This is a genomic window from Acidovorax sp. LjRoot118, assembly GCF_964253575.1.
Classification (GTDB): Bacteria; Pseudomonadota; Gammaproteobacteria; order Burkholderiales; family Burkholderiaceae_C; genus Acidovorax.
The window spans coordinates 1,738,263-1,749,638 of record NZ_CAXURB020000001.1 but is presented as its reverse complement, the minus strand read 5'-3'; the positions used below and the strand labels follow the sequence as shown (position 1 = coordinate 1,749,638).

General features: G+C 66.3%; 13 protein-coding genes. 6 read left to right on the top strand and 7 right to left on the bottom strand.

Translation table 11 applies throughout. The features are described from left to right. The first annotated feature begins 109 nt into the window (after positions 1-109). Positions 110-2,743 carry a diguanylate cyclase domain-containing protein gene (locus ACSQ9E_RS08160; RefSeq protein ID WP_436217407.1) on the top strand — a complete coding sequence of 878 codons (2,634 nt, stop codon included), beginning with the start codon at positions 110-112 and terminating at the stop codon, positions 2,741-2,743. A gap of 278 nt (positions 2,744-3,021) precedes the next feature. Here the strand turns inward: ACSQ9E_RS08160 and ACSQ9E_RS08155 are convergent, their stop codons facing one another. The 3 genes from ACSQ9E_RS08155 to ACSQ9E_RS08145 form a co-directional block, all read right to left on the bottom strand. Next, a complete protein-coding gene (locus ACSQ9E_RS08155; protein ID WP_057268745.1) occupies positions 3,022-3,678 on the bottom strand; it encodes a 2'-5' RNA ligase family protein in 657 nt (218 codons plus the stop codon). 92 nt (positions 3,679-3,770) lie between these two features. Next, positions 3,771-4,505: a siderophore-interacting protein gene (locus ACSQ9E_RS08150; protein ID WP_436217406.1), complete on the bottom strand. Its 735-nt coding sequence runs from the start codon at positions 4,503-4,505 to the stop codon at positions 3,771-3,773. Next, positions 4,492-5,148, bottom strand: coding sequence for an MSMEG_1061 family FMN-dependent PPOX-type flavoprotein (locus ACSQ9E_RS08145; RefSeq protein WP_436220197.1), 657 nt, complete (start codon positions 5,146-5,148; stop codon positions 4,492-4,494). Before ACSQ9E_RS08145 ends, ACSQ9E_RS08150 begins: the two co-directional genes overlap by 14 nt. Before the next feature lie 352 nt (positions 5,149-5,500). On the opposite strand from ACSQ9E_RS08145, the gene ACSQ9E_RS08140 reads away from it, so the two are divergent. After that, positions 5,501-6,277 carry an AraC family transcriptional regulator gene (locus ACSQ9E_RS08140; protein WP_436217405.1) on the top strand — a complete coding sequence of 259 codons (777 nt, stop codon included), beginning with the start codon at positions 5,501-5,503 and terminating at the stop codon, positions 6,275-6,277. A 9-nt stretch (positions 6,278-6,286) separates the two neighbouring features. On the opposite strand, the gene ACSQ9E_RS08135 is transcribed toward ACSQ9E_RS08140, so the two are convergent. Next, the gene (locus tag ACSQ9E_RS08135; RefSeq protein WP_436217404.1) at positions 6,287-7,243 is read right to left on the bottom strand and encodes a succinylglutamate desuccinylase; all 957 of its coding nucleotides are present in this window, start codon (positions 7,241-7,243) and stop codon (positions 6,287-6,289) included. Positions 7,244-7,247: 4 nt separating this feature from the next. After that, positions 7,248-8,252 carry a Bug family tripartite tricarboxylate transporter substrate binding protein gene (locus tag ACSQ9E_RS08130; RefSeq protein ID WP_436217403.1) on the bottom strand — a complete coding sequence of 335 codons (1,005 nt, stop codon included), beginning with the start codon at positions 8,250-8,252 and terminating at the stop codon, positions 7,248-7,250. Positions 8,253-8,377: 125 nt separating this feature from the next. Between ACSQ9E_RS08130 and ACSQ9E_RS08125 the strand changes: the two genes are divergently transcribed. The 4 genes from ACSQ9E_RS08125 (at position 8,378) to ACSQ9E_RS08110 (ending at position 10,995) form a co-directional block, all read left to right on the top strand. Next, complete coding sequence (locus ACSQ9E_RS08125) at positions 8,378-9,238, top strand: MurR/RpiR family transcriptional regulator (RefSeq protein ID WP_436217402.1); 861 nt, start codon at positions 8,378-8,380, stop codon at positions 9,236-9,238. Positions 9,239-9,296: 58 nt separating this feature from the next. Then, on the top strand, positions 9,297-9,929 hold the full coding sequence (locus tag ACSQ9E_RS08120) for an intradiol ring-cleavage dioxygenase (protein ID WP_436217401.1): 633 nt from the start codon (positions 9,297-9,299) through the stop codon (positions 9,927-9,929). A 65-nt stretch (positions 9,930-9,994) separates the two neighbouring features. Then, a complete protein-coding gene (locus tag ACSQ9E_RS08115) occupies positions 9,995-10,243 on the top strand; it encodes a hypothetical protein (protein WP_436217400.1) in 249 nt (82 codons plus the stop codon). Further along, entirely contained in the window at positions 10,240-10,995 is a 756-nt protein-coding gene (locus ACSQ9E_RS08110) for a zeta toxin family protein (protein WP_436217399.1), read from the top strand. Before ACSQ9E_RS08115 ends, ACSQ9E_RS08110 begins: the two co-directional genes overlap by 4 nt. Here ACSQ9E_RS08110 and ACSQ9E_RS08105 read toward each other — a convergent pair. Both ACSQ9E_RS08105 and ACSQ9E_RS08100 read right to left on the bottom strand, forming a co-directional pair. Next, positions 10,906-11,154 (bottom strand): Atu4866 domain-containing protein, encoded by a 249-nt coding sequence (locus ACSQ9E_RS08105; protein ID WP_436217398.1) that lies wholly within the window; start codon positions 11,152-11,154, stop codon positions 10,906-10,908. The two genes, ACSQ9E_RS08110 and ACSQ9E_RS08105, sit on opposite strands and share 90 nt — an antisense overlap. A 76-nt stretch (positions 11,155-11,230) precedes the next feature. Beyond that, entirely contained in the window at positions 11,231-11,368 is a 138-nt protein-coding gene (locus ACSQ9E_RS08100) for a winged helix-turn-helix transcriptional regulator (protein WP_436217397.1), read from the bottom strand. Positions 11,369-11,376 lie beyond the last annotated feature (8 nt).

The window sequence follows — 11,376 nt, the reverse complement described above, 5'->3', positions numbered from 1 at the left end:
TGAAGCCACTTCAGGCCCTTGGCATACAGCGCCGCAAACCCTTCATCTGGGGAAGGCGAGCTTGTGCAACAAAAATGAATCCACAATTCCGAGAACTATTCATACAACCATGGCTGTCGACTTGCGCCCCACAGTGGACCTGCGGACGCCCGCGCAGGGCCGTTTCAACCGCTGGCTCAAGATTGGCGTGGTGGCGCTATCGGCGCTGATCAGCACCCTGGCCGTCGTGTCACTGAAGTCCAGCCACGATGCCTTCGAGCAAAAGGCGCAGGTCGCAGCGGAAAACCTTGCGGCGACCCTGCAGCAAACCATCGACACCGAAGTTCTGAAGGTCGACACCGCGCTGCAGAACGTCATCGTTCAGGTTCGCCCCGCCCTCTCAGGCACCCGCCTCGCGGAGCGGTCTTTCGCCGAGTCCGTGTTGGCTGGGCAGGAGGCCCTCACCCCGGATCTGCACGGGCTTCGCATCACCGACGCGGATGGCATCGTTCGCGTTGGCACCGGGGTGGCGGCAGACGAGCACCTCGACCTGAGCGACCGGGAGTTTTTCCGCCTGGCGCGGGATGCGAAAGACGGTGGCCTGGTGATCTCCGGCCCCGTGCTCACGCGCACAGACAAGCGCTGGGTCATGGTCCTGGCCCGCCGTCTTGCCTCGTCTGAAGGGGCATTTTCCGGGGTCGTCTATGCCCATATGCCCATTGACCACTTCCAGCGAATCCTCGCTTCGGTCGACGTGGGACCGATGGGTGCCGTCACACTGCGAACCCATTCGATGCAGCTGGTGGGCAGGCATGTGCCAAGCCAAACGGCAAGCCTCCCGGTCGGGACCACCAATGTCTCGGAGGTACTGGTTCAGGCGATGCAAAGGGATCCCCGGCGTGGATCCTTCGTCGCCACAACAGCCCTGGACGGGGTCGAAAGAATCACAGCCTATCGGCAGGTGGGCAATCACCCCCTGCTCGTCCTCGTCGGCTTCGACCGAGCGACCTATTTCGGGCTCTGGCGCCAGCAGGCCCTGCTGGTCGGCGGGCTGACGGCGGTGGTGCTGATCGTGCTCTTCGGGGCTTCGACGCTGGTGCTGCGGGCCTGGCAACTGGAAAGCGTACAGCGCAGCGCACTGCTGCGCGAAGGGCGCCGCAACCATGGGCTATTGCTCACAGCCAGCGATGGCCTGCACGTGCTCACGCGCGACGGCATGGTCGTTGAATTGAGCGATCTCTTTGCGTCCATGCTGGGTTACGAACGCAATGCACTGATTGGCAGGCATGTCTCCACCTGGGACGCCAGCATTGACCAGGGGGTCATCCAACAATGGCTCCAATCCTTTGAACTGGGCGAGCGCCGCAAGTTCGCCACCCGGCACAGGCGCTCCGACGGAAGCCTGATCGACGTGGAAATCCACAGCGCGGGGGTTCGCATCGAAGACCAGGAACTGGTCTTCTGCTCAGCCCGGGACATCACGGCCCGCAAGCAAATGGAGCGCCAACTCGCGGCCTCGGCACAGGAAATCCACGACCTTTATGACAACGCACCCTGTGGATACCACTCGCTCGACGCGAATGGAATCTTTGTGCATATCAATGCCACCCAGCTGTCCTGGCTGGGCTACACGCGCAGCGAAGTCGTTGGAAAAAAGCATGCCTTCGAATTCCTGACCGAGCAGGGCCGGGCCACGTTCGAGCGAAATTTTCCACAGATCAAGGCCAATGGCCGCCTGGATGGCGTGGAAATCGATCTTGTCTGCCGCGACGGAAGCCGGCGTCGCGTGAGCATCAACTCCAGCGCCGTGCTCGACGGGCAGGGAAATTTCCTGCGAAGCCGCACAGCGGTTTTTGACATGACCGAGCTGCACCGCACCAAAGAGCAACTGAGCAAGCTCTCTCGCGAACAGGAAGCGATGCTCGACAACGACATGATCGGCATCGCAAGAATCAGAAACCGCGAAATCGTCTGGAAGAACCCCGCGATGGACCGGATCTTCGGATACGCGCCTGGCGAAATGATCGGCCTTCCAACCCGTCGGCTGCATGTGGATGAAGAGACGTTTGCCGCTGAAGGTGCCGCAGCCTACCCCCTGCTTCTGCAGGGAGGCCACTATCGCCGGCAACTCGAAATGAGCCGGCGCGATGGCCAGCGTATCTGGATCGACTCCAACGGTGTGATCATTTCGGGCGACACAGGCGAGTCACTCTGGATGTTCACCGACATCACGCCCATCAAACAGGCGCAGGCGCATGTCGAGCACATCGCATTCCATGACGGACTGACCGGTCTTCCGAACAGGCTCCTCCTCGCGGATCGCTTGCAGCAAGGCATGGCGCACGCGGCAAGAAATAACCGCCTGCTGGCTGCTTGCTATCTGGACCTGGATGGATTCAAGAAAGTCAATGATGAGCTCGGCCACGCGGCGGGGGATCTGCTGCTGCAGGAGATCGCCCGGCGGCTGCAGGCCAGCATACGCGCCAACGACACGGTGAGCCGGCTGGGCGGCGACGAATTCGTCCTGCTCATGACAGAACTCGAGAGCCGCGGCGAATGCCTGGCTGCGCTGGCCAGGATCCAGGCGGAGGTGGGCAAAAGCGTCCAGCTTCGCGATGGGCAGGAAGCCCTTGTATCTGCCAGCATGGGAGTCGCCTTCTATCCAGGCAACGGCAGTGATCCAGACACCTTGCTGCGCAATGCCGACGCCGCGATGTACAAGGCCAAGAGGGCAGGACGAAACCAGTTCCAGCTGTACGACTGAACCGGAAGCGGGCGACGCCCACGGCCCGCATGACAGAGTGGGCGAGCGTGCCTACTTCGGCTGCTTGCGGCGGCGTACCTCAGGCTTCTGCCCGCCGCGCGAGCTGTCCGGCCATAGGAGCCTGTCGGACTTGGAAATCGTCGGCTGCAAATCGGCCACAGCGGTCCATTTTTCACCGTCTTTTTGCCCCATAGCCTGGCTATGGGGCTGCAAATGCGGCAAAAACTGTCCTCGCTGAGGCCGATTTTCGCTTTCGACGCTCCAAGTCCGACAGGCTCCTAGTGAAACCGGTGGTGGTCCAGCCGCCAGCGCCCCAGCACCCGGTAGGGGCCGCCCGAGCCCAGCCGGTTGTAGAGCAGCTGGAACTCGCGCACCGTCCAGCACAGCGGCTCCACGGGGTGCTCCGCCACGTCGCGGGGGCTGTAGTACAAGGTCATGTGGGGGGTGATGACCGGCGCGGCACGCACGGGGTGCGGGCCCGGCCAGGATGCTTGCAGCGCATCGTGCAGTGCCTGGTACAGCGCCAGAAAGCCGGCCACCCCTTCGCCGTCGCCGCACAGCACCTGCGGGCGATTGCCCCGGCGCCGGTGAAAGCTCAGGAAGCGGTCGAGCCGGATGTTGAAGGCCGGCATGTCCACCCCGCTTGCTGCACGCGCCGCCCACAGGGCCATGGCTTCAGAAAACTCTGCATGCCAATCCAGCGAGACCAGGGTCAGGTGCAGGCGCTCGGTGCGCACCTCGCTGCCGGCCAGTTGGTGGCGTGCGATCAGGTCGCGGCGCAGGCGGTCTGCACACCATGCGGCCGCAGGCTCGGCCAGCACCGCAAAGAAGAGGTGGTGGGGCCGCGCGCGCTGCTCTGGCGCGGGCCTGGAGGGCGGCCGGGAGGGACGTGGCTCGGCGGGTTCCACCCCTGGCAAGGACAGCTGGTGTGGCATGGCGTGGCTCCATGGACTGGTCACCACACTAGCGCTCGCGGGCCCGCTTGTCCAGTGCGGTGCAGGAACAGATGCAACCGTGCCCTGGTCCCTCAGTCCATGCCGGCCTTTCCCGGCGCCCAGTACGCCTTGGACACGATGCGCGAGCCCGGCACACCGCGCGCCTTGAGTGCCTGGCGTGCCTGCTGGATCGACTGCGCCCGGCCCGTGAGCACGAACAGCGTGCCGTCGCCGCTGCACTGCGACCAGAGTTCGCTGGCCGCCTGCATGCGCAGCGCCTCGTCGCGTCGCTCCACCAGCACTGCGGTCGCTACGCCCAGCGCCTGCAGCGCCAGTGCGGATTCAGCGCGGGACTCCACCTCGAACACGCAGCGGGGCCCCTCCCTGCCCGCCATGGCGGCCACCACAGCGGCGGCCAGACCGAACGAGGTTTCGTCGCCATGCAGCACCACCGGCCCCGCAAGATCACCCAGCGCCAGCGAGCGGTGCGGCCCGAAGACCTGGCAGGCATCGCCCACCTGCACGCGCCGCAGCCAGTCGCTGCCGGGCCCGGCGCCGTGGGCATAGCCCAGGATGCGTGTGCGCCCGCCTTCGGCATCGAACACGATGGGCGTGAAGGTGCGCGCCGTGAACGGCCCGGCCACCTTGACCTGCAGCTTGTGCCCAGGCGCCCAGGCCGCGCCCTTTAGCGCCTCGCCCTCCAGGTCGATGAGCCGAAAGCGCTCCGACACCTGCTGCACGGCAGCAACCCGCGTGTTGCGCAGCAGCAGCCGGTCGAAGGTGCGCTCCAGCAGGCCCGGCCTGCGCTCCTCCTCAGTAGAGGGCATGCCGCACCTCATGGTCATAGTGCGCGTTGATCTGCCACACCTGCTCGTCGCCGATCTGCGTGGTGGCACCACCCAGCCGCGTCAGCTCCGCCAGCATCTGCCCCACCGTAGGCACGCTGGCGCGGTCCACCTGCGAGGCCGGGGCCCACAGCTTGGCGCGGTTCACCGCCTTGCCGCAGTGCATGAGCACTTCGGTGATGGCCACCACGGTGGCGGTCTTGGGCGTGCGCCCTTGTTCCGCCAGCTCGGCCAGCAGCTCGGGGGCGGTGGACACCCTGCCGTGGCCGTTGATGCGCAGGAACACCTCCAGCCCCGGAAAGATGAAGAGCATGCCCACGCGGTCATCGCGCTCCAGGTTGCGCAGGGACTCGATGCGGTTGTTGCCCGGCCAGTCGGCAAAGGCCACCGTGTGTGCGTCGAGCACATGCACGAAGCCCGCCGGACCGCCGCGCGGCGAGGCATCGAGCCCCTGGGCGCTGCCCGTGGCCAGGCAGAAGAAGGTCGCGGCCTTGAGGTAGCTTTCGTGCGAACCGATCAGGCGGTCAAGCACCGCTTTCTGGATCATCTCGGACGGCGGCGAATACAGCGCATCGAGATCGGGGGCATCCACCGCCACCGGCTCTGGCACAGGCGGCTCGACCAGGGCGCGCAACTGCGGGTCCCGGACCTCGAGCACGTCGAACAGCCCCAGCGCGCGCAGCGCCGGTGCCAATGCCTCGATGTCGCCCGCAGCGGCGGCGCGGGCCCCGGCGGATGCACCGGGGTCCTGCAGCACCCGTGCATTGGCGAGGAAGGCCCCCACCGATCCCTTGCGGACGGTGACGCCGCCCACCTCCACTTCGTTGACATGGTCCGGAAGAACATCCTGTGCGCGCATGGCCTGACTCCTGTTGATGCGATGCAAAAAAGAATAAGATGCATTTACCTGGCGGCTGTAGACTGCATGCGCCATTTGATTGCTCGATGCCGCCATTCACTCCGCCACCACCGTCCCCATGTCCGACCTGAAGCTCGACCTCGCCACCATCGACGTGCCCGACGGCCCGCTGGTCATCGCCCTCGCCGGCACGCAGGACGGCGAGCGCATGACCGAGCCGCACCAGCACGCGCGCGGCCAGCTCTTCGGCTCGCTGCGCGGGCTGATCTCGGTGAAGGTGCAGGATGCGGTATGGGTGGTGCCCGCCATCCATGCCGTGTGGCTGCCGCCGCACCACCTGCACGCGGCACAATCGCATGGCCCCTTCCATGGCTGGAGCGTGTATGTCGAGCCCGCCGCCTGCCAGGGCCTGCCCGCCAGGCCCTGCACGCTGCGCACCTCGGGCCTGCTGCGCGAGGCGGTGCTGCGCGCTGCCGAGTGGCCGCTGGGCCCGCTGGACGCAGGCCAGTCGCGCGTGGCCGGGGTGATACTGGACGAAATCCGCAGCCTGCCGGTCGAGCCCCTGGGCCTGCCCCTGCCCAAGGACGTGCGCCTGCAGCGCATTGCGCGTGCGCTCATCGCCGACCCGGCCGACGGGCGCGACCTGGAGGGCTGGGCCCGGTGGGCGGCCCTCAGTTCGCGCACGCTGAGCCGGCGCTTCGTGGAGGAAACGGGCTTCAACTTCACCGCCTGGCGGCAGCGCGCGCGCCTCATGCGCTCGCTGGAGATGCTGGCCGCCAACGTGCCGGTGAACAGCATCGCGCTGGACCTGGGCTACGCCACGGCCAGCGCCTTCATCACCCTGTTCAAGCGCAGCTTCGGGGAGACCCCTGCGGCCTACCGCCTGCGGCTGTGAACAGGCGATCTACACCTGCACCGTGAGGTATACCCCCTCGCGCCCCACCACCGGGTCGCGCGTGGGCATGAAGATGGTGCAGTCGTCGCAGGGCGAGCGGATCTCCTTGTCGGCATCCACGGCGATCAGCTCGCCCTTGGCAAAGGTCTCGAAGCCGATGACCGGCCGCGTGAAGGCGAACTGCGGCGTCTGCACCAAGTGCACCTCCAGCAGCCGAAAGCGCCGCGCGGGCGCGCTGTCGGCGGGTGCAGGCAGGGCGTCGATGAGCCCGTGGTGCGCCAGAAAGCGCAGCGTGACGTCGGTGGCCAGGTCGGCAGATGACCGGGCGAAATGCTGCCCACACTCCACCACCACCGCGCCCCGGCTGTCGCTGGCCGGGTCGCCATGGCGGGCATAGGACATCACCCCCGTGCCTGGCGCCGCGCCCGGGGGCATCACCAGGTGCACCAGCGGGTTGCCCACGGCCAGGGTCAATGCAGCATTGCGCGCGAACTCCGGGTAGACCCAGAAGGGCTGCACCGGTGCGCGGGTGGAGTGGATGTCGAGAATACTGTCGGCCGCAGCCAGCACCGGGCGCAGCTCGCGCGCGCGGCGCAGCTCGGGGCTTTGCTCGCTGCCGTCCAGCATCTCGGGCGACCAGATGCGGTTGAGGTTGTGCACCAGTTGGCGGTTCTCGTAAGGCCGGTCGATGTCGAAGGCCTCGTAGGCCTCGACGTTCGCAAAGCCCACCGTGAGCGTGCCGATCTTCGGGCGCACACCGGTGTCGAGCAGGTGCGTGGCCGCCACCATGCCGCAGATCTCGTTGCCGTGCGTGAGCGCATTGATCAGCAGGTGCGGGCCGGGCCGGCCCGACTCGAAGCGGTGCACGTAGTCGATGCCCGTGTTGCCCTGGCGGTAGGCCGACAGGTCACGCGGCAGCACCTCCAGGGGCGAATTGTCGGGGGCGAAGGCGGCTTGCGTCGACATCGGCTTACTCACCGCGGATGCCCAGGCGCTTGACCAGGTCGCCATACACCGCCAGGCGCTCACCCATCATCGCGGTGAACTGCGCGGACGACAGGGCCTCGGGCACCAGCGCGCCGCGTGTTTGCAGCGCTTCGATCATCGCGGGCTGCTCGGCCACCGAGCGCACGGCCTTGTACAGCGCGGCCAGCACCTCGGGCGGCGTCTTCGCGGGCGCGGCCAGGCCGATCCACGAGGTGGCGTTGACCACGGGATAGTCCAACTCGGCAAACGTGGGCACATCGGGCAGCACCGACAGGCGCGTGGGCGCGGCCACGGCCAGCGCTCGCAACTTGCCGGCCTGGATCTGGGGCAGGAAGGGCGCGAGGTTGTCCAGCCCGAACTGCACCTCGTTGGCCATCAGCGCGGTGACCAGCGGGCCTCCGCCCCGGTAGGGCACGTGCACCGCGTCGAGCTGCGCGGCGTTCTTGAACAGCTCGGCATTGAGCTGTCCCATGCTGCCCGGCCCGGCGCTGCAGAAGTTGAGCTTGCCAGGGTTGGCCTTCACGTGCGCGATGAACTCCTTGAGGTTCTTCGCCGGCACGGCCGGGTTGACCACCAGCACGTTGGGCGTGCGCGCCAGCTGCGCGATGGAGGCAAAGTCCTTGATCGGGTCGTAGCCCACGTTGGACTGGGTGAGCGGGTTGGCCAGGTGCGAGCTTTGCGAAGACACGACCAGCGTGTAGCCATCGGCCTTGGCGCGCGCCACCTGGGCGCTGGCGATGGAGCCGCCGGCACCGGCCCGGTTGTCGACCACCACCGAGGTGCCCAGTGCCTTGGCCAGCGGCTCGGCATAGAGCCGCGCGATCAGGTCCACCGAACCGCCTGCAGGGAACGGCACCACCAGCGTCACCGGGCGGGAGGGGAAGGCCTGCGCATGGGCCGCAAAAGGCAATGCGGCAGCGGCGGCAGCAAGGCCGGCACCCAGAAGCTCGCGGCGGCGCAGGGTGGAGGCAGGGGATGTGGAGTTCATGGGCTTCCTGGGGTGGTAGAGCAGTGGCAGGGAAAAATTTGAAGATATTCTTGCAGTTTGATTTCAATTTTGCAACAACATATGCAAAATGGACATTGCCAAGATCTGCGCACAATCACATGGCCATGAACCTGAACCAACGCATCGCCAGCTACGGCAAGAAGCTCACCAAGAGCGAGCAGCGCCTGGTCGCCGAGCTGCAGGCCCAGCACCCGCAGGGCCTGCTCGAATCGGCCACGCAGCTCGCGCGCAAGGTGAACACCAGCGCCTCCACCGTGGTGCGCCTGCTCATCAAGCTGGGCTACGAGAGCTATGCCCAGGCGCAGATGGAAGCCCGCTCGGAGGTGACCGCCCTGCTTGCCACACCCGGCACGCGGGCCAGCGCCGTGATCGGCGACGACATCTCCATCCGCTCCTGCCTGGACAACGTGCTGCTGCACGACCAGCACAACCTGGCCACCACCTTCGCGGCACTGGACGTGGCGGCCTTCGAGGCCACGGTGCGCCTGCTCACCCAGCGCAAGGCGCGCGTGCACGTGCTGGGCCAGCGCCACGGCGCACCCATTGCCAGCCACCTGGCCCTGCACCTGAACCTGTGCCTGCCCGACGTGCGGCTGATGGCCGCGACCACGCCGATGTTCGTGGAAGATGAAATGCTCTGGATCGGAGAGCACGATGTGCTGCTGGCCCCCACCTTCCGCCGCCACTCGCTGGCCATCACACGCGCCGCAAAATACTTCAGGGAGCAAGGCGCCCAGGTGGTGGTGATGACCGATGCGCCCACCGCGCCGCCCGTGGCCTCGGCGCACCAGGTGCTGCTGGTGCGCACCTCCAGCGCATCGCCGTTCGACTCGTACACCGCCGCACTGTCGGTCTCGAACGCGCTCATCATGGCCGTGGCCCAGCGCCGCAAGAAGGAACTGGGCGCCGCGCTGGAGCGCGGCGAGGCCCTTTGGGCCAAGCACTGGAAGGAAAACCCGGGCTGACGGCACCTGTGCGGGAACTCGCGCCCCGCCCTGCGCTCACATGGCGATGCACACCACCATGCCAGCGCCCACCACCACCGCCCTGCCCCGGCGCACCGTCGCCGCGGCCCTGGTAGTCGCCCCCGCGCTCTGGCTGGGCGCCCGGGCCCAACCGGCGGCGGCACGCACCGCCACCCCATCGCAGACCGAAGGGCCTTTCTATCCCGTGCGCCTGCCCGACGATGCCGACCACGATCTGCTGCGCAACGGCCAGCTCAGCTACCGTGGCGGCCAGCCCGCCTGGGTCGAGGGCACGGTGACCGACCTGGCCGGCAAGCCCGTGCGCGGCGCGCAGGTCGAGATCTGGCAGTGCGATGAACACGGCCACTACCACCACCCGGGCGACGGCGACAAGGCCGACGCGGCCTTCCAGGGCTTTGGCAAGGTGACCGTGGGTGCCGACGGCAGCTACCGCTTTCGCACCATCCGCCCCGTGCCCTACAGCGGGCGCACGCCGCACGTGCACTTCAAGGTGCGCCTGGGCCCGCGCGAGCTGCTGACCACCCAGCTCTACGTGGCGGGCGACGCCGGCAATGCGCGCGATTTTCTGTGGCGCAACCTGTCCGAGGCGGGGCGCGATGCGGTCACGGTGCCGTTCACACGTGGCGCGGATGGGTTGCAGGCGCGCTTTCCGATCGTGGTCGCGGCCTGAGGCAGGCCCGCGAGGGCCTGGCGACGCTCAAGTGAAGTAGCATAGAGAACGATTTGGAGCCCCCCATGAACACCCCGTCCCCCATCAGCGAAGAGTCCATGCTGCGCCTGGAAGCCCGCATACCAGTGCTGGCGGGAAGCGCTTTTCAGAAGGCATATCTACAGGCCCTCACGACGACCGGCAAAGTGATAGAGGCGCGCAATGGGCAGCTGATTGAAACCACCGCGGAGGGGGAGGTGCGCGTGATTCGCAATATTTCCAAACCCATGGCCGTGGCAATCGGCTCGACACGGGTGCGGGCGCGCAAGGCATGACGGCGCAGGTTCCCCGGCTGCGCATGTTTGCAGGGCCGAATGGCTCTGGGAAAAGCACCATCAAAGACATGCTGCCAGCCCAGTGGCTCGGCGTCTACGTCAACGCCGATGAGATCGAAAAATCCATTCGCGCGAACGGATACATGGATCTGGCCGAATTCATGGTCAGTGCCGATGAATCCGAGCTCCAGGCTTTTCTTCGTGCGTCGACCCTCCTGAGCAACGCAGGACTGCTCCGGTCGGCCCAGCAGCTGACCTTGGAGGATCGCAGGATAGTATTCGGCCCGGTTGCCGTGAATTCCTACTTCGCATCGGTGTTGGCAGATTTCGTCCGGCACAAATTGCTCAAAGCACAGACGTCGTTCACGTTTGAAACCGTCATGTCTTCACCGGACAAAATCGAATTTCTGCGAAAAGCACAGCAAGCCGGTTACCGCACCTATCTCTATTTCGTGGCAACGGAAGACCCAGACATCAATGTGGCCCGTGTTCAGTACCGCGTGCAGACAGGCGGACATCCTGTTGCCGAAGACAAGATTCGCAGCAGGTACGTGCGGTGCCTTGAGTTGCTCTCAGACGCAGTATCCAGTGCAGACCGGGCGTACATTTTTGACAACTCCGGGGCTGAGCGTGTCTGGATCGCTGAAGTGATCACCACCGGCTCAGACACGATGCACAGCGCACAAATCGAACTCAAGACTGACGAAATGCCCGCCTGGTTCAAAACCGCGCTGTGGGACCAGTTCGAGTAGACCGTTCAGCGCCAGCCTTGTAAAACCCCACCGCCAGCGGTAAAACACCATGCCCCCATGGTGCAGTTCGCCCGGGTTCACGAAGACACCATCGGTGGTGAAACCCGCGTCGCCCCAGCAATCGATGTGGTGCCGCGCACTTGGAGCCTGCTTACGCACTTTCCGCAACGCGTTGTCAGGCGCTGCGGTCCCCCCGTAGCGCCAGCAGCACCGAGGTATGGGTCTTGGCGACCCCTTAGCCGCAGATCAACCCCTGCGCCTCCAGCCTTGCCAGGCGGGCCTCCACCGTCGTGCGGGCAATGCCCATCTTGCGCGCCAGATTGGCCGTGCTCCCGACTTCCTGGCCAATCGCTTCGGCTAGGCGTACCAGCAATCCCGGCA